Raw genomic sequence first — 19,914 nt, 5'->3', positions numbered from 1 at the left:
AATCAGGCTCCTGCGATGACGGCTTCGGCTGCCTTGATAGCAGCTTCGGCGTTTTCGGTCGATGCGCCGCCGCCCTGCGCCATGTCGGGACGGCCGCCGCCGCCCTTGCCGCCGAGTTCCGGCGTGACAGCGCGCACGATATCCGCAGCGGAGACCTTGCCTTTGACATCATCGGTGACGCCGCAAGCGACTGCGGCCTTATCGCCGGCGTCAGCGATCAGGAGGATGACGCCGGAGAAGTCCGACTTCATCTCGTCGATAATGCCCGGAAGGTCCTTGCCGGTAACGCCGGACAGCACTTGCGCTTTGAATGCTACGCCGTTGATTTCCTTGGCAGGCTCTTCAGCCTTGGCACCACCAGACATCGCCAACTCGCGGCGCAGTTGGGCGACCTCGTTCGCGAGTTGTTTGCGTTCGTCCATCAGCGCCTTGACGCGGTCGGCGGCCTCATTAGCCGGAGCTTTGAGGACGGCGGCGACGGCGTTGAGGCGGCCTTCCTGCTCTTTGAGGTAGTCAATCGCGACCTGACCGGTGAGCGCTTCGACGCGGCGGACGCCGGCTGAAGATGCCCCGTCGGACAGCAGAACGAATGCGCCGATGTCGCCGGTGCTGATGACGTGCGTACCGCCGCAGAGTTCGAGCGAGTAGACGTCGCCCGAGGTGCCCTTGCCCGATTTCGCCTTGCGGCCCATCGAAACAACGCGCACTTCGTCGCCGTATTTCTCACCGAAGAGCGCCTGCGCGCCGAGGCCGCGGGCCTCGTCCGGAGTCATGATGCGGGTTTCCACCTTGGTGTTCTGGCGGATCATCGCGTTGACTTCGCTTTCAACCTTGGCGATCTCGTCGCCCGACATCGCCTTGTTGTGGCTGAAGTCGAAACGCAGACGATCCGGCGCGTTGAGCGAGCCGCGCTGAGCAATATGATCACCCAGAACCTCGCGCAGTGCCTCGTTCAGCAGGTGCGTGGCCGAGTGGTTCGCGCGGATAAACCCGCGGCGGGTGCTGTCGACATTCAGGCGCGCGGCCTGCCCTTTGCCCACGGTGCCTTCGGTGACTTCGGCGAAGTGGATGAAGACGCCCGCGACCTTTTTGGTATCGGTGATTTTGGCCGAGCCGGTGTCGGTGCCGATGGTGCCGGAATCGCCGACCTGACCGCCCGATTCCGCGTAGAACGGGGTCTGGTTCACGACGATCTGGACTGTGTCGCCGGCCTTGGCTTCGGCGGTTGCAGCGCCGTCCTTGAGGACCGTCAGGATCTGGCCTTCGGCCTTTTCGGAATCGTAGCCGAGGAATTCGGTCGTGCCGTGCTCTTCGGCGATCTCGAACCAGATCTGCGAGTTCGCGGTTTCGCCCGAGCCGGCCCAAGCGGCGCGCGCCTTGGCCTTTTGCTCAGCCATCGCAGCGTCAAAGCCGTCCACGTCCACAGCGCGGCCCTTTTCGCGCAGTGCGTCCTGCGTCAGGTCGAGCGGGAAGCCGTAGGTGTCGTAGAGTTTGAACGCGGTTTCGCCCGGCAGGTTTGCATCCGAAGGGAGGCCGGTCAGTTCTTCGTCGAGCAGTTTCAGTCCGCGATCGAGGGTCTGCTTGAAGCGGGTTTCTTCCGCCTCCAGCGTTTCCTGAATCATCGGCTGTGCGAGAACCAGCTCCGGATAGGCGGCGCCCATCTGCTTCACCAGTTCGGGGACCAGACGGTACATGACCGGATCCTGCGCGCCCAGCAGGTGAGCGTGACGCATCGCGCGGCGCATGATGCGGCGCAGAACATAGCCGCGGCCCTCATTCGACGGCATCACGCCATCAGCGATCAGGAACGAGGTCGAACGCAGGTGGTCAGCGATGACGCGGTGGTGCACGTTCTTCGCGCCATCAGCATCGGTCGAGGTCGCGTGTGCGGACGCTTCGATCAGCGCGCGCATCAGGTCGGTGTCGTAGTTGTCGTGCTTACCCTGAAGCAGCGCGCCGATACGTTCCAGACCCATGCCGGTGTCGATCGACTGCATATCGAGTTCGACCATCGAGCCGTCCTCGAACTGCTCGTTCTGCATGAAAACGTTGTTCCAGATTTCGATGAAACGGTCACCGTCCTCATCCGGCGAACCCGGAGGGCCACCGGCGATGTGTTCGCCGTGATCAAAGAAAATCTCGGTGCACGGACCGCAGGGACCGGTAGGGCCCATCTGCCAGAAGTTGTCCATGGTCGGGATGCGGATGATGCGGTGATCCTCGAAACCGGTGACCTTCTTCCAGATGTCGAAGGCTTCGTCATCGGTGTGGTAAACGGTGACCAGCAACTTGTCCTTCGGGATGTCGAAGTCCTTGGTCAGCAGTTCCCAGGCGTAGTTGATCGCGCCTTCCTTGAAATAGTCGCCGAACGAGAAGTTGCCGAGCATTTCGAAGAACGTATGGTGGCGCGCGGTATAACCGACGTTGTCGAGGTCGTTGTGCTTACCGCCAGCGCGAACGCATTTCTGCGATGTGGTGGCGCGGGTGTAATCGCGCTTTTCGACGCCGGTGAAGCAGTTCTTGAACTGCACCATACCCGAGTTCACGAACATCAAGGTCGGGTCGTTGCGCGGAACCAGCGGCGACGACGGAACAATGGTGTGCCCGTTGCGCTCGAAATAGTTCAGAAATGTGGAGCGGATATCGGCAAGGCTCGTCATGGCGGTCCATCAATTTAAGCGTTTTGAGTGGAATAGCTGCCTCTGCTCCCATCGTAAAGCCAAATGCAAAAGGCCGGGCAATTGCCCGGCCTTTCATTCGAATATTGTCGATCACATTTCGACCAGATCGTCGTCCGAACCGTCACTATCGGACGCATCGAAGTCCAGCCCGTGTGCCGCGCGGATCTTGTCTTCGATCTCCATCGCGATGTGCTGGTTATCGCGTAGGAACTGTTTGGAGTTCTCGCGCCCCTGCCCGATCCGTTCATCGCCATAGCTGAACCACGAACCGGACTTATCGACAACACCGGCTTTGACGCCAAGGTCGAGCAGCTCGCCCGTCTTGGAGATGCCTTCGCCATACATGATATCGAATTCCACCTGTTTGAACGGCGGTGCGACCTTATTTTTCACGACCTTCACGCGGGTGGTGTTGCCGACGACTTCGTCGCGGTCCTTCACCGAACCGATGCGGCGGATGTCGAGGCGGACCGACGCGTAGAACTTCAGCGCGTTACCGCCGGTGGTGGTTTCGGGCGAGCCGAACATCACGCCGATCTTCATCCGGATCTGGTTGATGAAGATCACCATGCAGTTCGAACGTGCGATCGAGCCGGTCAGCTTACGCATCGCTTGGCTCATCAGGCGGGCGTGAACGCCAACGCTGCTGTCGCCCATATCGCCTTCAAGCTCCGACTTCGGCGTCAGTGCGGCAACCGAGTCGACCACGACGAGCGACACAGCGCCCGAACGGACAAGCGTATCGACGATTTCGAGCGCCTGTTCACCGGTGTCCGGCTGCGAGATCAGCAGCTCGTCCAGATCGACGCCCAGCTTTTTCGCGTATTGCGGATCGAGAGCGTGTTCTGCGTCGACGAATGCGCAGACGCCGCCCTTTTTCTGCTCTTCGGCAACCGCGTGGAGCGTCAGCGTGGTTTTACCCGACGATTCCGGACCGTAGATTTCGATGATACGGCCTTTCGGCAGGCCGCCGATGCCCAGAGCGATATCGAGGCCCAGCGAGCCGGTCGAGGTCGCTTCGATATCCTGAACGGGGCTGTCCTTGCCCAGTTTCATGATCGAGCCCTTGCCGAACTGACGTTCGATCTGGGCCAGTGCTGAATCCAGTGCCTTTTGCTTATCGGCGGTGCGCTTGTCGTTCATGCTCAGTATGTCTGCCGTTGCCATGTTTGGCTCCTTATCCCACACCCGCTGCCGGGCGGCAATGACTTTATGTTCGCCTCTTGTTCTCACGCAATATGAGCACAAAGGGAGAACATTTCAAGCTTTATGTGGAACAGGTTATTGCACCCCTTTCGTTAAAAGGTAGTTTACTGCCAACGACATACAGGTGATCGGACGCTAAATGCTTGTCTTCTGGCGCGAAAAACTCGTGTTCCTCGCTGTTCCCAAGACCGGAACAACCGCCCTCGAAGGGGCCTTGGCGCCCAAAGCAGCGGCGGTTTTCCGCGATCCGCCGATCCTGAAGCACACACCTATATACCGCTACAAACGCTTCGTGCTACCGCTTTTGCAAAAGGCGGGCGATAACGATTTGGAAACCCTTGCCGTGGTACGCCACCCCGTAAGCTGGCTGGGGTCGTGGTACAGGTACCGTCACCGCGACGATCTGGTCGGTCATCAGAACAGCACGCGGGGGAAAACGTTTGACGAGTTTGTAGAAGAATACTGTCGCGGCAAACCTGAGCCCTATGCCGGTGTCGGCTCGCAGGCGAAGTTCGTTGGCGACGGCGAGGGCTCCGTCGATTGCCATCACCTGTTTCGCTATGAGTCGCAGGAACCGCTCTACCGTTTCTTTGAGGAACGGCTGGATATGAAGCTGGAGACCAAAGCGCTCAACGTCTCTCCGCCGATGGAGCTGACGCTGTCCCCGCGTGTCGAAGAGAAACTGCGCCGCAAGAAACCGGCCGAGTTCGAGGTCTGGGAAAGGGGCCGCAGTACGTGAGCGAATTTCATAATCATCTTGATCGACTTGAATTTCACTAATTGAACTGACCCGCGTATAGCCCTCCGCTTGAAGGAGACCGTTATGCCGCAACCCGTCCGTTCCCCCGTTTTTGCAGCCCTCGAAGCCGCCGCGAAAGACCGCATCCTCGTGCTTGATGGCGCGATGGGGACGCAAATCCAAAAGCTTGGTCTGCAAGAAGGCGACTTCACAGGCCATGGCGCGGGCTGCGCGTGTCACATCCACTCCGACCAGCCGCAGCAGGGTAACAACGACCTGCTAAACCTGACGCGCCCCGACGTGATCGAGGAAATTCACTATCAATACGCGATGGCGGGCGCGGATATTGTGGAGACGAATACGTTCTCCTCCACCACGATCGCGCAGGCGGACTATGCGCTACAAGACAAGGTCGATGCGCTGAACACCGAAGGCGCGCGTCTGGCGCGGAAGGCCATGGACCGCGCCGAGGCAGAGGACGGTCGCCGCCGTTTTGTTGCCGGTGCCGTCGGCCCGACCAACCGCACGGCTAGCATCAGCCCTGACGTCAATAACCCCGGCTACCGCGCTGTTTCTTTTGACGATTTACGCATCGCATACGCCCAGCAGATCCGCGCCCTGATCAACGGCGGTGCGGATATTATCCTGATCGAGACGATCTTCGACACGCTCAACGCAAAGGCCGCGATTTTCGCCGCGGAAGAAGTGTTCGAGGAAACCGGCACCATCCTGCCCGTCATGATTTCGGGCACCATCACCGACCTGTCGGGCCGCACCCTTTCGGGCCAGACACCGACCGCGTTCTGGCATTCTGTGCGCCATGCGCGGCCCTTCACCATCGGCCTAAACTGTGCACTCGGCGCGAATGCGATGCGCGAACACCTAGCTGAAATCTCGGGCGCGGCGGACACCTATGTCTGCGCCTATCCGAACGCGGGCCTGCCCAACGAGTTCGGCGAATACGACGAAACGCCCGCGCAGATGGCCGCGCAGATCGAAGGCTTCGCGAAAGAGGGCCTGCTCAACGTTGTCGGCGGCTGCTGCGGATCGACCTACGAGCACATCCGCGCGATTGCCGAGGCCGTCAAAGGCCACACGCCGCGCGCCATTCCCGATGCCATCCCGCTGATGCGTCTGTCGGGGCTGGAGCCGTTCACGTTGACCAAAGACATCCCGTTCGTGAACGTCGGCGAGCGCACGAACGTCACCGGCTCCGCCAAGTTCCGCAAGCTGATCACGAACAAGGACTACGCAACCGCGCTCGACGTCGCCCGCCAGCAGGTCGAGAACGGCGCACAAGTCATTGATATTAATATGGACGAGGGCCTCATCGACAGCCAGCAGGCGATGGTCGATTACCTCAACCTCCTCGCCGCTGAACCCGACATCGCCCGCGTCCCGATCATGGTCGACAGCTCCAAATGGGACATCATCGAAGCCGGTCTGAAGTGCATTCAGGGCAAGGCCATCGTCAACTCGATCTCGCTGAAGGAAGGCGAGGATCAGTTCCTGCACCATGCGCGCCTCTGCCGCCGTTATGGCGCTGCGATCGTCGTCATGGCCTTCGACGAGGACGGTCAGGCAGACACCGAGGACCGCAAGGTCGCCATCTGCCAGCGCGCCTATAAACTGCTGACCAAAGAGGTCGGCTTCCCGCCCGAAGACATCATTTTCGACCCCAACGTCTTTGCCGTCGCCACGGGTATCGAAGAGCACGACAACTACGGCGTCGACTTCATCAACGCGACCAAACGCATCACCGGAACCTGCCCGCACGTCCACATCTCGGGCGGCGTATCGAACCTGTCGTTCAGCTTCCGCGGCAACGAGGCCGTGCGCGAGGCGATGCACGCCGTGTTCCTTTACCACGCGATCCAGAATGGCATGGACATGGGCATCGTGAACGCAGGCCAGCTCGCTGTTTACTCCGAGATCGACCCCGAACTGCGCGAACATTGCGAGGATGTGGTGCTCAATCACCGCTCCGACGCGACCGAGCGGATGCTGGAACTGGCCGAGAAATATCGTGGACAAGGCGGTGCGCAGGCCAAGGAAAAGGATATGTCGTGGCGCGAACTGCCCGTCGAAAAACGGCTGGAGCACGCGCTGGTCAACGGCATCACCGAGTTCATCGAAGGCGATACCGAAGAGGCCCGCCAACGCGCGACCCGCCCCCTCAACGTGATCGAAGGCCCGCTGATGGACGGCATGAACGTGGTCGGCGATCTGTTCGGCTCGGGCAAGATGTTCCTGCCGCAGGTCGTTAAATCCGCGCGCGTAATGAAGCAGGCCGTGGCCGTTCTAACTCCCTATATCGAGGCGGAAAAGGACGGCTCCGCCAAGGCGGCGGGCAAGATCCTGATGGCCACGGTGAAGGGCGACGTCCACGACATCGGCAAGAACATCGTCGGCGTAGTACTGGCCTGTAATAACTACGAAATCATCGACCTCGGCGTCATGGTCCCGACCTCGAAAATCCTTGAGACGGCAAAGGCCGAGAACGTTGATATCATCGGCCTATCCGGCCTGATTACGCCCTCGCTGGACGAGATGGTCCACGTTGCGGCAGAGATGGAGCGCGCGGGCATGGACCTGCCGCTGCTCATCGGCGGCGCGACCACGTCCAAGGTCCACACCGCCGTGAAGATCGCGCCGAAGTATGTGGCCGGTCAGGCCATGTACGTCACCGACGCCTCGCGTGCGGTCGGTGTGGTGTCGTCGCTCCTCGGCAGCAACGCCGAAAAGGTAAAGGCCGACACCCGCGCCGATTACGCCGATATCGCCGAACGTCACGCTCGCGGCGAACGCGGCAAGAGCCGTATCACGTTGCAGCAGGCCCGCGACAATGCGTTGAAGCTGGATTGGTCGGAGTATGATGCGAAGCAGCCGTCGTTCCTCGGCACCCGCGTGTTTGACAACTGGTCACTGGAGGAACTTGCCCGCTATATCGACTGGACCCCGTTTTTCCAGACGTGGGAAATCAAAGGCCAGTATCCGGCGGTGCTCGACCATCCCGAACGCGGCGAGGCGGCGCGCAGCCTCTTTGACGACGCGCAGGCGATGTTGAAGCAGATCATCGACGAGCAGTGGTTGAAACCCAAAGCAGTCGTGGGCTTCTGGCCTGCGCAGGCGGATGGTGATGACATCAAGCTGTTCGCCGAGGACGGGACGGACCGCGCGGTGCTGCACACGCTCCGCCAGCAAACCGCGAAACGTGATGGCCGCCCGAACGTCGCCCTGTCCGATTTCGTCGCCCCCGAAGGCGACTACGTGGGTGGTTTCGTCGTGACCGCAGGCCCTGAAGAGGACGACATCGCAGCGAAGTTCGAAGCTGCCAACGACAACTATTCGTCGATCATGGTCAAAGCCCTCGCCGACCGCTTTGCTGAAGCCTTCGCCGAGCGGCTGCATCAATACGTCCGCACGGAGCTCTGGGGATACGCGACCGAGCACTACACGCCCGAAGAGCTGATCCGCGAGCCCTACGCAGGCATCCGCCCCGCCCCTGGCTATCCCGCGCAACCCGACCATACGGAAAAGGCAACGCTCTGGGATCTGCTGGACGCCGAGAATGCGACCGGCGTGACGCTCACCGAAAGCTACGCCATGTGGCCAGCCGCATCGGTCAGCGGCCTCTATATCGGCAATCCGGAGAGCTACTATTTCGGCGTCGGCAAGGTCGAGGCCGATCAGGTCGCCGACTATGCCGTTCGCAAAGGGATGACCAAGGAAGACGCCGAACGCTGGCTGGCTCCGGTTCTGAACTACACGCCATAACGAGAAAAGCCGGGCAATCGCCCGGCTTTTTCACTGCAATTTGCAGATAATCTTAGTGACCGGTGCGCTTGAGAACCACACCAACGGTCTTATAGATGAAGGTGGCATCGCCCTTCAGGCTCAGGCCGTCAACGTAAGTCTCGTCGTAGGCCACGCGGTCACAGAATGTCGTGATGCCGCGGCCGTCGACCTGCCACGGGCCGGTGATGCCCGGACGAACGCGGTAGTAGCCTTCGCCGCCAGCGTCGACATAGAGCTGCTCTTGCGACGGAAGGAACGGACGCGGGCCGACGAAGCTCATGTCGCCGCGGACAACGTTGAAGAACTGAGGCAATTCATCGAGGCTGGTTGCGCGTAGAAGTCGACCGATTTTGGTGATGCGTGGGTCACGCTCCAACTTCTGGTGCACGTGCCATTCATGAGCGACCTTCGGGTCCGACGCAATCATGTCGTCGAGCACCTTTTCAGCGTTCGGCACCATGGTGCGCAGCTTCATGCACGAGAAAACCTTGCCGTCTTTGCCAACGCGGTCCTGCATGAAGAAGCCAGCCGATCCGTCGCGACGCACGATGAACCAGAGCACCGCAATGACCGGAACGATCAGCGGCGCCAGCATCAGCGACAGGACGAGGTCCACAACACGCTTACCGAATTTTTCATAGATGCCGCCGGACGCGGAGACTGAGACGTCACTTTGTGTTGTCGCTTCGTAATTCGAAATATCAGTCATAGAAATTCTCCGGAACTGGATCGCACTCGTGAAATTTGCCGAGACCTGGTTAATTGCATTGTGGCTGGCGAGCTGTCTCGAAAGCTGTATTCAACCGATCTACCCCTTCGCTACAGCGTTAACCCTTTCGTATCAATCAGGATCACACCAAAAGGTAAATTTTTAGGCAATATTGGGAAGAAAGCCGCCTAATTTGCGATTTTCGGGGATCGTTTCCGCTCAATTTTGCAGCCGCAGAAAAACTTACGTTAGCGGAAAATACCAGTATTCCTTACCCAAGGTCACTCACCCTAACGCGAATCGATTCTCACTATCAGCGAGCCCTGCTGCGTCGCAGCAGGAGGGCGCACGCTCAAATTGTATGCAAAGAATTGCACTCTCTTTAAGCATGACGACTGCCGCATTGATGCACCATCGCTCATGAAAGCTGCATCGCGCATTGCACCCGCAGGCTGCTTGCGTATGTTGCGCCAAAGCAAACAAGGGCTCGGCGCCTTTCAAATGCCGACCAGCCGAACGAAACCAAATCTAAAGAAAATGGTCGTAGAACATGCGGCCAAGGACAGTGAGCTGCGCATGATCACCCTCTCTCAATACCGTCACCAGTGGACGCACAACATCCGGGCCGACCTCATTTCGGGCCTTGTTGTTGCGCTTGCCCTCATTCCCGAGGCCATCGCGTTTTCCATCATCGCAGGCGTCGACCCCAAGATCGGCCTTTATGCGTCGTTCTCGATTGCGGTGATCACCGCAATCACCGGCGGGCGTCCGGCAATGATCTCTGCGGCGACGGCTGCGGTGGCGGTTCTTCTGGTGACACTGGTGCGCGATCATGGCCTTGAGTACCTCTTCGCCACCACGATCCTTGCGGGGATCCTGCAAATCGGCGCGGGTCTCTTGAGGCTGGGCTATGTGATGCGGTTCGTGTCGAAATCGGTGATGACCGGCTTTGTGAACGCGCTCGCGATCCTGATCTTTATGGCGCAGCTGCCGCAGCTTGATCCGAATACTGTGCCGTTCCTGACCTTCCCGCTCGTGGCGTTCGGTCTGGCAATCATTTACATCCTGCCGCGCTTCACCACAATCGTGCCGTCGCCGCTGGTCAATATCATCGTCATGACCATCATCGTCGTCGTCATGGGCTGGGATGTGAACACGGTCGGCGAAATGGGCGAGCTGCCGGACACCCTGCCCGTCTTCCTGATCCCGCAGATGCCGCTGAACCTCGAGACGCTGTCGATCATCTTCCCTTACGCAGCCGCTGTTGCCGTTGTCGGCCTTCTGGAAAGCCTGATGACCCAGCAGATCGTTGACGATCTGACCGACACTTCCTCGGACCGTAATCAGGAGTGCGTCGGTCAGGGTCTTGCCAATATCGGCACCGGTTTCATCGGCGGTATGGCCGGTTGCGCGATGATCGGCCAGTCGATCATCAACGTCAAATCGGGTGGCCGCGGCCGTCTGTCGACCTTTGCGGCCGGTATCTACCTGCTGATCCTCTGCGTTGCGCTCGGTGATGTCGTCGGCATCATTCCGATGCCCGCGCTGGTCGCTATCATGATCATGGTGTCGATCGGCACCTTCTCGTGGTCGTCGATCAAGCAGCTCCGCACCCACCCCAAGTCGTCATCGATCGTGATGCTCGCGACCGTGTTCTTTGTGATCTATACCCACAACCTCGCCATCGGTGTGCTGGTGGGCGTGCTGCTGTCGGGCATCTTCTTTGCGTGGAAGATCGCGCAGCTGTTCAAGGTCGAGAGCGAGATCACCGCAGACGGCACCCACCGCACCTACCGCGTGTTCGGCCAGCTGTTCTTTGCGTCGTCGGAAGATTTCTCCAAGGCGTTCGATTTCCACGAAGCCCCCGAAAAGGTCACCATCGACGTCAGCCGCGCGCACATCTGGGACATTTCCTCTGTTGCCGCGCTGGACATGGTCGTGCTCAAATTCCGTCGTGAAGGCGCAGAGGTCGACATCGTCGGCCTGAATAAGGCCTCGGAAACCATCGTCGACCGCCTCGCGGTTCACGATAAACCGGGTGCGATGGACGAAATGCTGGGCCACTGACGGAGGATACAATGAGCACCACACTTATCGCTTTTGTCGACGGGTCCGAATATGCGGAGAGCGTCTGCCGCCACGCGGGCTGGATCGCGGGCCGTTCGGGCGCCGACGTCAAAGTCTATCACGTCATGGGCCGCCGCGAGGCTGTGGCGCAGTCGGACCTGAGCGGTGCGATCCGCCTTGGTGCCCGCACTGCCCTGCTCGACCAGTTGTCGCAACTGGACGCCGAGCGCAGCAAGCTCGCGCACGAAGTTGGCCGCGCGATTCTTGAGGACGCCGCGAACATCATCCGAGAGAGCGGCGTCGAAGTCTCGACCCGTTTGCGTCAGGGCGATCTGCTCGACACGCTGACCGCGAAAGAAGACCAAGGCGACATCATCATCATCGGCAAGCGCGGCGAAGCGGCGGGGCTGGCCTCCGATCACCTCGGGTCGAATCTGGAGCGTGTCGTGCGCGCCAGCCACAAGCCGGTGTTCGTCGCCAACCGTGCGTTCAAGCCGATCCAGAAAGTGCTGATTGCGTTCGACAATGGTGCGAATGCGCTCAAAGCGGTCGATATGTTTGCGCGCAACAGCGCCTTCGCCGGTCAGGAAGTGCACCTCGTCCACGTCGGCAAGCAGTCGTCCGAAATGGACACCGCGCTGGAGCGTGCGAAGGCGACGCTGGCCGCTGGGGGATACGACGCGCAGATCGACTACCGCGACGGCAGCGCATCGGATGTGCTGTCTGAAATGACTGCGAAAGAGGGCTACGACCTGCTGGTCATGGGCGCTTACAGCCACTCGCGCGTGCGGTCGCTGTTCCTCGGATCGCACACCACGGAAATGGTCCGCGCCTGCAAAGTACCGGTGTTCCTCGTCCGGTAGTGTTTCCTGCGATGAAATTCTCGAAAAAGCCGCCTAAACGGGCGGCTTTTTTGTTTGACGACACGGAAGGTTGAAACATTTCTACACATCAGGTTGACTGTCTGATTAAATTCATGTGACAATTTTGGTGACAGTAAAATTTGTTTACTCAATCGGACCTGATGAGCTCACCCACACCTGCCAATCCTGCACTCGCGCTCGGCGGACTGCTCCGCAAACGTCGCAAACAGATGGAACTCACTCTCAAGGTCCTCTCGGATCGTGCGGGTGTATCCGCCGGTTATCTGAGCCTGATCGAGCGCGACATGGCGGTGCCTTCGCTGGGCACCCTCGCCCAGCTCGCCGATGCGCTCGACGTGTCCATCGACTACTTCGTCAAATCCACGAAACCCGCCGATGCGCTCAGCCGCGCCTCCGGCCGCGAGAAGTTTTCCATCGCGGGATCGTCGATCACCTACGAGGCCCTGAGCAACGACTATCCGGGGTCCGAGATCTCCAGCTACATCATGCACGTGCCCGCCAAGTACACGTCGGAAACCGTGTCGCATGAGGGCGAGGAAATCATCTTCATTCTCGAAGGCACCATCGAGCAGACGCTCGACGGGCAGACCTTCTCGATGACCGCCGGTGACAGCCTGCACTATAGCGGAACCGTTCCGCATTCGTGGGCGAACCCGTCGGACAACGAAGCCAAGATTTTGTGGTCGGGACGGCTTACCGTCCTGAACGCAAGCGGCACCCGCAAGGTGCCACCCTCGAACCGCCCCCAGATCGTGGGCGCGGGCAACTAAGATTCCGCTTAAAACGGATGATATTCGGCGCAACGTCGCCGCAACACATGAAGTCAACAAGGAGGTTGATGAAATGAAATTCAAGACAACTCTGCTGGGCATGACCGCAGCAATGGCGCTGAGCGCCGGCGCCGCTTCGGCTCAAGCTCTGGTCTACTGCTCGGAAGGTTCGCCGGAGGGCTTTGACGCCGCTCTGTACACCTCGGGCACCACTTTCGACGCCTCGTCGAAGCCGATCTACAACCGTCTGGTCGAATTCGAAGTCGGCACCACCGAAGTGAACCCGGCTCTGGCCGAGAGCTTTGAAGTGTCGGAAGACGGCCTGACCGTCACCTTCCACCTGCGTGAGGGCGTCAAATTCCACTCGAACGACCAGTTCACCCCGACCCGCGATTTCAACGCTGACGACGTGATCTTCTCGTTCGACCGTCAGGGCAACCCGGACAACCCGTACAACGGCGTTTCGGGCGGTTCGTGGGAATACTACTCGGCCATGTCGATGCCCGACCTGATCGAGTCGATCGAAAAGGTCGACGACTACACCGTCGTCTTCAACCTGACCCGTCCGGAAGCGCCGTTCATGGCGAACATGGCAATGGACTTCGCGTCGATCGTTTCGAAAGAATACGCAGACGCGATGATGGAAGCCGGCACTCCGGAAATGCTGAACCAGGCGCCGATCGGCACCGGTCCGTTCAGCTTCCAGGCTTACCAGAAAGACGCCGTCATCCGTTTCGTCCGCAACGACGACTACTGGGGTGATGCGGCCAAGGTCGAAGCGCTGATCTTCGCGATCACGCCGGACGCTTCGGTTCGCTACCAGAAGGTTCAGGCTGGCGAATGCCACGTCATGGCCTACCCGAACCCCGCTGACGTCGAAGCGATGCAGTCGGACGAAGGCGTTGAAGTCATGCAACAGGAAGGCCTGAACGTCGGCTACCTCGCATACAACACCAACGTGGCTCCCTACGATAACCCGAACGTCCGTAAGGCGCTCAACATGGCTATCGACAAGCAGGCCATCATCGACGTCGTATTCCAGGGCTCGGGCCAGATCGCCAAGAACCCGATCCCGCCGACCATGTGGTCCTACAACGACGCCGTTGAAGACGACAGCTACGATCCGGAAGCCGCAAAGGCCATGCTGGAAGAAGAAGGCGTGACCGACCTCGACCTGAAGATCTGGGCGATGCCGGTACAGCGTCCGTACAACCCGAACGCACGCCGTATGGCCGAACTGATGCAGGCCGACTTCGCTGAAATCGGCGTCGACGTCGAAATCGTTTCGTACGAATGGGGTGAGTACCTCGAGCGTTCGAAGGACACCGACCGTGACGGCGCTGTTCTGCTCGGCTGGACCGGTGACAACGGCGATCCGGACAACTTCCTCGCAGTTCTTCTGGGCTGTGACGGTGTTGGCGGTTCGAACCGCGCCCAGTGGTGCTACGAGCCGTTCGACGATCTGATCCAGGAAGCCAAGACCATCTCCGATCAGGACGAGCGCGCTGCTCTGTACGAAGAAGCTCAGGTTATCTTCAAAGAGCAGGCTCCGTGGGCAACCATCGCTCACTCGGTCGTTTACATGACCATGCGTCCGGAAGTTGACGGCTACGTCATCGACCCGCTCGGCGGCCACTTCTTCAACGCGGTTGGCCTGTCCAACTAAGCGAATTCCAAATCAACCGAACCGGCGCTATCCAGCGCCGGTTCCCTTATTTGCGAGGGACGGATGGCAGCTTCAATGCCGCACGTTAACCCCATGAAAAGACTGATCAATCAAATCACAGACATGAAGGTGCCGACGTGCTGAAATACCTCGCCTCCCGTCTGCTTACATTCGTGCCGACCTTTATCGGCGTGACCCTGATTTCCTTTGCTTTCATCCGCGTACTGCCGGGCGATCCGATTATCGTCATGGCGGGCGAACGCGGGATGAGCGAAGAACGCTATGCCGAACTGACCACGCAATACGGCTTTGACCGTCCGATGTTGGCACAGTTCTGGGACTACCTGACCGGTGTTCTCCAAGGTGACCTTGGAACGTCCTTCGTGACGAAAAAACCGGTCTGGGACGAGTTCTTTACCCTGTTTCCCGCCACGCTCGAACTGTCGCTCTGCGCGATGATCTTCGCGATCCTGATTGGCCTGCCCGCAGGCGTGATCGCCGCTGTAAACCGCGGCAAGTTCTTCGACCGTGCGCTGATGTCGACCGCCCTCGTCGGCTACTCGATGCCGATTTTCTGGTGGGCGCTACTCCTGATCATCGTGTTCTCGGGCAACCTGCAATGGACGCCCGTGTCGGGCCGTATCGGGCTGCAATACTACTTCCCGAACGCCACGGGCTTCATGATCTGGGACGCGATCGCATCGGGCCAGAGCGGAGCGCTATCGTCCGCCGTGCGCCACCTGATCCTGCCGACCATCGTGCTGGGCACCATCCCGCTCGCGGTGATCGCGCGTCAGACCCGTTCGGCGATGCTCGAAGTGCTGGGCGAGGATTACATCCGCACCGCCCGCGCCAAAGGCATGTCGCCCCGCCGCGTCAACGCGATCCACGCCCTGCGTAACGCGCTGATCCCCGTGATCACGGTGATCGGCCTGTCGGTCGGTACGCTGCTCGCAGGTGCGATCCTGACCGAGACCATCTTCAGCTGGCCGGGTATCGGCAAGTGGATGGTCGATAGCATCTTCCGCCGCGACTATCCCGTCGTTCAGGGCGGCCTGCTGCTCATCGCCGTGATGGTGATGGTCGTGAACCTGACTGTCGATGTCCTCTATGGCATCATCAACCCCAAAATCCGGAAACGCTGATGACTGATACAGCACAAAGCGCACCCAAGCGCCCGAGCGCCCTCCGCGAGTTCTGGTACTATTTCCGCGAAAACCGCGGGGCCGTCATCGGCCTCTACGTTTTCGGCTTTTTCCTGCTCGTCGCGGCCCTTTCGCCGATTATTGCCCCTTACGATTCCACGCAGCAGTTCCGCGACCACATCCTCCAGCCGCCGGCATGGAGCGAAGGTGGCTCGTGGGCGTTCCCGCTGGGCACCGACCCGCTGGGCCGTGACATGCTCTCCCGCCTGATCGAAGGCGCGCGTTATTCGTTCTTCGTCGGCGTGGTCGTTGTGACCATCGCGTCGTTCGGCGGCATCATCATCGGCCTGATCGCAGGTTTCGCGCCGCGCTGGCTCGACACCATCATCATGCGCATCATGGACATCGTTCTGGCGTTCCCGTCGCTGCTGCTGGCGCTCGTGCTGGTGGCGATCCTCGGGCCGTCGCTGATCAACGCCATGGTCGCTATCGCGATCGTGCTCCAGCCGCACTACGTCCGCCTCACCCGCGCCGCCGTGCTGTCGGAAAAGCAGAAGGACTACGTGACCTCTGCCCGCGTTGCCGGTGCGGGCCGTATGCGCCTGATGTTCAAGACCGTTCTGCCGAACTGCCTCGCGCCGATCATCGTTCAGGCCGCGCTATCGTTCTCGACCGCGATCCTCGACGCCGCCGCGCTCGGCTTCCTTGGCATGGGTGCGCAGCCGCCGACGCCCGAATGGGGCACCATGCTGGCCGAAGCACGCGAGTTCATCCTGCGCGCATGGTGGGTCGTGACCTTCCCCGGCGTGGCGATCCTCATCACCGTGCTGGCGATCAACCTGATGGGCGATGGTCTTCGTGACGCACTCGACCCGAAACTGAAGAGGAGCTGATCCATGAGCCTCCTTCGTATTCGTAACCTCAGCGTCGAGTTCCAGACCGCGTCGGGCATGTTCCGTGCCGTGGACGGTGTGGATCAGGACGTTGCCGCAGGCGAAATCCTCGCCATCGTGGGCGAGTCCGGCTCGGGTAAGTCCGTGTCGATGCTCGCGCTGATGGGGCTTCTGCCGTGGACCGCGAAAGTCACCGCGGACGAGCTGACCTTTGACGGGCATGACCTGCTGAACATGGGCACGCGCGAGCGTCGCCGCATCGTCGGCAAAGACCTCGCCATGATCTTCCAAGAGCCGATGTCCTCGCTCAACCCGTGTTTCACCGTGGGTTGGCAGATCAAGGAAGCGCTGCGCATCCACCTCGGTATGGGCCGCGCCGAGCGTCACAAGCGTGCCATCGAGCTGTTCGAACAGGTGGGCATCCCTGCCCCCGAAAAGCGCCTGTCGTCCTTCCCGCACCAGCTGTCGGGCGGTATGAACCAGCGCGTGATGATCGCGATGGCGATTGCCTGCCGTCCCAAGCTGCTGATCGCGGACGAACCGACAACGGCGCTCGACGTGACCATTCAGGCGCAGATCCTCGACCTGCTGACCTCGCTGCGCGAGGAAAGCGGCATGGGCCTCGTTCTGATTACGCACGACATGGGCGTCGTGGCCGAAACGGCAGAGCGCGTGAGCGTCCAGTACGCCGGTCAGAAGATCGAAGAGCGCCAAGTGGGCGATCTGTTCCGCACGCCGCACCACCCCTACGCCGCCGCCCTTCTGGACGCGCTGCCCGAGCGTGCGACGGAAAAGCGTCTGCCGACGATCCCGGGCGTGGTGCCGGGCCAGTTCGACCGCCCCGAGGGCTGCCTGTTCAGCCCGCGTTGCCAGTTCGCTGACGACCACTGCCGCGCTGTCGAACCTGCCCCGCGTGGACCGGAGCTGGGCTACGCCCGCTGCCACTACCCCCTCAACACTGACCAAAGGAAAGTGTCATGAGCCAAGCCCCCGTTATGACCGCAGAAAACCTCGCACGTCATTACGAGGTCGGTGGTGGTCTGTTCCGCAAGCCGCAAGTGCTGAAGGCCGTGCAGCAGGTGGACTTCGAACTCTATGCCGGCAAAACGCTGGCCGTAGTGGGCGAATCCGGTTGCGGCAAGTCGACGCTCGCGCGCCTTGTGACCATGATCGAAGAGCCGACCCTCGGCTCGCTGAAACTCGACGGCAAGGACGTTCTGCCCCAGCACTGGGCCTCGTTGCGCCAGTCGGTGCAGATCGTGTTTCAGGACCCTTACGGTTCGCTGAACCCGCGTCAGCGCATCGGGCAGATCCTGATGGAGCCGCTGGTCATCAACCGCCCCGACATGTCCAAGAAGGACCGCGAGGAGAAAGCCCGCGAGATGATCCGTCTCGTCGGTCTGCGCCCCGAGCACTTCGACCGCTACCCGCACATGTTCTCGGGCGGTCAGCGCCAGCGGATCGCCATTGCGCGCGCTCTGATGCTGGAGCCGAAGGTGCTGGTGCTCGACGAGCCCGTTTCTGCGCTCGACCTGTCAATTCAGTCGTCAGTCCTGAACCTGCTGATCGACATTCAGGAACGCATGGGCCTCGCCTACCTCTTTATCAGCCACGACTTGAGCGTGGTGAAGCACGTCGCTGACGATGTGATCGTGATGTACCTTGGCCGCGCGGTCGAGAAAGGCACGAAAGAGGAAGTGTTCGGCAACCCGCGCCACCCCTACGCGAAGGCTCTGCTGTCCGCGACTCCGGTGGCCGATCCCGAACTTCGCAAGGAGCGGATCAAGCTGACGGGCGAACTGCCCTCACCGCTCGCCGTTCCGCCGGGTTGTGCGTTCGCGCCGCGCTGCTGGAAAGCGCAGGACAAGTGCCGTGCAGAGACGCCAAAGCTCGACGGCGGCGAACATCAGGCGGCCTGCTTCTTCCCCGAGGGCTGAAGCGTCACCACGATACCGGCCAAGGTAATCAGAACCGCGCCGATCAGACCCCAGTGGTCCGGCGCGGTGTTGAACAGCACCAGATCGAAGCCCAAAGCCCAGATCAGGCCCGTGAATTCAAAAGGTGCGAGCGTCGAAACCGGCGCTCGCGCTTGTGCTTCTACCGCCGCGATATGACCCGCGCCGCCCAAGAGGCCCGCGAGGCAGAGCAGCACCAGCATCCCCGCATCCGGCACCGACCAGCCGAACGGCATGGTCAGCAGCCCCACGACCGAACAGACAACGGCGAACCAGAACGCGATGGTCGACGGCTTCTCTGTTGCGGTCATATTCTTGATGTGCACGCGCACGAACGCCATCGTCACAGCGTAACCGATGCCCGCCAGTGCGCCGATGACTGCGCCCTCGCCCGGCATTTCCATCGCTTGCCACAGCATCGCGACCACGCCGCCAAAACCCAACGCGACCGCAACGATCAGCCGCGGCCCCAGCTTTTCCCGCAGCATCCACGACGCCATCGGCAGCGTGATCACCGGCGCGAGGTAAGCCAGCGCCTGCGCATTCGCGACCGGCAGATAGGCGAGCGAGATGAACGACAGCGCCATCGAGAACGCCCCGAACAACCCCCGCGTCAGGTGGAGACGCGGATAGCGGGTGCCGATGGCCTTCGGAAATTCGGCCTTCCACGCCATGTAGGCGCAGATCGGAAGTAGCGCGATAAACGACCGCCAGAAGATGATCTGGCCGACCGAAACGGTTTCAGCAGCGCCGTGAACGACGGCGGACATGGCGGTCATCAGGAACACGGCGAACAGGCGCAGTCCGATGCCGGACAAAGGGGAATCGTTACTCATGCGCATACTGTTAGCGCTATCACTCCAGTGCACAACCCATTCGTTCACCCTGCGCGATCTTTTCACGTGACCGTCGCAAATCTCCGTCTACAATAGGGCCAAAGCCATTGGAGATCCCATGAAATACGTTCTGCCCGCCCTCGCCGCGATCGTCACTGCCACCGCCGTTTTCGCCCATAACGGCGTCACCGATCCGGTCGTCCTTGCCCGTATGGAAGCGATGAAGCGTATCGGCGGCAACGTCAAAGTCATCGGTGACATGGCAAAAGGTGAAGCCGCCTTCGACGCCGATGCCGTCCAGACCGCGCTGAACGCCATTCAGGCCGAAGCCGCTGAAATCCCCGCGTATTTCGAACAGCAGGTGCTCGTCGAAGGCTCCGAGGCGCTGCCCGCCATCTGGCAAAACTGGGACGATTTCGTCGCCAAAGCGGGCGATCTGGAGGTGGCGGCGGGGAGCCTGAGCGTCAGCTCTGCCGATGACCTCGGCGCCGCGCTCCAACAGGTCGGCGGCGCCTGTGCGGGCTGCCACAAAACATACCGCGAATAAGCGAAAAGGCCCGCAGAT

The 19,914-nt window shown here is 60.7% G+C and carries 15 protein-coding genes; 11 read left to right on the top strand and 4 right to left on the bottom strand.

Annotation, left to right across the window (positions count from 1 at the left end; all coding sequences use genetic code 11):
- Window positions 1-2: 2 nt before the first annotated feature.
- Both alaS and recA read right to left on the bottom strand, forming a co-directional pair.
- Window positions 3-2,660: an alanine--tRNA ligase gene (alaS, locus tag HCZ30_RS10325; protein WP_167638211.1), complete on the bottom strand. Its 2,658-nt coding sequence runs from the start codon at window positions 2,658-2,660 to the stop codon at window positions 3-5.
- Window positions 2,661-2,771: 111 nt separating this feature from the next.
- Window positions 2,772-3,848: a recombinase RecA gene (gene recA, locus HCZ30_RS10320; RefSeq protein ID WP_167638210.1), complete on the bottom strand. Its 1,077-nt coding sequence runs from the start codon at window positions 3,846-3,848 to the stop codon at window positions 2,772-2,774.
- A gap of 178 nt (window positions 3,849-4,026) precedes the next feature.
- Between recA and HCZ30_RS10315 the strand changes: the two genes are divergently transcribed.
- Both HCZ30_RS10315 and metH read left to right on the top strand, forming a co-directional pair.
- Window positions 4,027-4,626 (top strand): gamma-glutamyl kinase, encoded by a 600-nt coding sequence (locus HCZ30_RS10315; protein WP_167638209.1) that lies wholly within the window; start codon window positions 4,027-4,029, stop codon window positions 4,624-4,626.
- 84 nt (window positions 4,627-4,710) lie between these two features.
- On the top strand, window positions 4,711-8,403 hold the full coding sequence (metH, locus tag HCZ30_RS10310) for a methionine synthase (protein WP_167638208.1): 3,693 nt from the start codon (window positions 4,711-4,713) through the stop codon (window positions 8,401-8,403).
- 52 nt (window positions 8,404-8,455) lie between these two features.
- Here metH and HCZ30_RS10305 read toward each other — a convergent pair whose 3' ends face one another.
- Complete coding sequence (locus HCZ30_RS10305; RefSeq protein WP_167638207.1) at window positions 8,456-9,133, bottom strand: sugar transferase; 678 nt, start codon at window positions 9,131-9,133, stop codon at window positions 8,456-8,458.
- Window positions 9,134-9,709: 576 nt separating this feature from the next.
- Between HCZ30_RS10305 and HCZ30_RS10300 the strand changes: the two genes are divergently transcribed.
- From HCZ30_RS10300 to HCZ30_RS10265, 8 genes are all read left to right on the top strand, one after another.
- Window positions 9,710-11,200: a SulP family inorganic anion transporter gene (locus HCZ30_RS10300; protein WP_167638206.1), complete on the top strand. Its 1,491-nt coding sequence runs from the start codon at window positions 9,710-9,712 to the stop codon at window positions 11,198-11,200.
- Between the two features lie 11 nt (window positions 11,201-11,211).
- Window positions 11,212-12,063, top strand: coding sequence for a universal stress protein (locus HCZ30_RS10295; RefSeq protein WP_167638205.1), 852 nt, complete (start codon window positions 11,212-11,214; stop codon window positions 12,061-12,063).
- A gap of 161 nt (window positions 12,064-12,224) precedes the next feature.
- On the top strand, window positions 12,225-12,854 hold the full coding sequence (locus HCZ30_RS10290) for a helix-turn-helix domain-containing protein (RefSeq protein WP_167638204.1): 630 nt from the start codon (window positions 12,225-12,227) through the stop codon (window positions 12,852-12,854).
- A gap of 73 nt (window positions 12,855-12,927) precedes the next feature.
- Window positions 12,928-14,520 carry an ABC transporter substrate-binding protein gene (locus HCZ30_RS10285; protein ID WP_175581018.1) on the top strand — a complete coding sequence of 531 codons (1,593 nt, stop codon included), beginning with the start codon at window positions 12,928-12,930 and terminating at the stop codon, window positions 14,518-14,520.
- Window positions 14,521-14,657: 137 nt separating this feature from the next.
- Window positions 14,658-15,665: an ABC transporter permease subunit gene (locus HCZ30_RS10280; protein WP_167638203.1), complete on the top strand. Its 1,008-nt coding sequence runs from the start codon at window positions 14,658-14,660 to the stop codon at window positions 15,663-15,665.
- Window positions 15,665-16,558 (top strand): ABC transporter permease subunit, encoded by an 894-nt coding sequence (locus tag HCZ30_RS10275; protein ID WP_167638202.1) that lies wholly within the window; start codon window positions 15,665-15,667, stop codon window positions 16,556-16,558. Before HCZ30_RS10280 ends, HCZ30_RS10275 begins: the two co-directional genes overlap by 1 nt.
- 3 nt (window positions 16,559-16,561) lie before the next feature.
- The gene (locus tag HCZ30_RS10270) at window positions 16,562-17,539 is read left to right on the top strand and encodes an ABC transporter ATP-binding protein (protein WP_167638201.1); all 978 of its coding nucleotides are present in this window, start codon (window positions 16,562-16,564) and stop codon (window positions 17,537-17,539) included.
- Window positions 17,536-18,495 (top strand): ABC transporter ATP-binding protein, encoded by a 960-nt coding sequence (locus HCZ30_RS10265; RefSeq protein WP_167638200.1) that lies wholly within the window; start codon window positions 17,536-17,538, stop codon window positions 18,493-18,495. Before HCZ30_RS10270 ends, HCZ30_RS10265 begins: the two co-directional genes overlap by 4 nt.
- Here the strand turns inward: HCZ30_RS10265 and HCZ30_RS10260 are convergent.
- Complete coding sequence (locus HCZ30_RS10260) at window positions 18,465-19,349, bottom strand: DMT family transporter (protein WP_167638199.1); 885 nt, start codon at window positions 19,347-19,349, stop codon at window positions 18,465-18,467. The two genes, HCZ30_RS10265 and HCZ30_RS10260, sit on opposite strands and share 31 nt — an antisense overlap.
- Window positions 19,350-19,467: 118 nt before the next feature.
- Between HCZ30_RS10260 and HCZ30_RS10255 the strand changes: the two genes are divergently transcribed.
- A complete protein-coding gene (locus HCZ30_RS10255; protein ID WP_167638198.1) occupies window positions 19,468-19,896 on the top strand; it encodes a c-type cytochrome in 429 nt (142 codons plus the stop codon).
- Window positions 19,897-19,914: the final 18 nt, after the last annotated feature.

It is taken from the genome of Marivivens donghaensis (assembly GCF_011806565.1).
GTDB classification, from domain to species: domain Bacteria; phylum Pseudomonadota; class Alphaproteobacteria; order Rhodobacterales; family Rhodobacteraceae; genus Marivivens; species Marivivens donghaensis_A.
The sequence above is the reverse complement of the archived record's forward strand: the minus strand, read 5'-3'. Positions and strand labels throughout refer to the sequence as shown.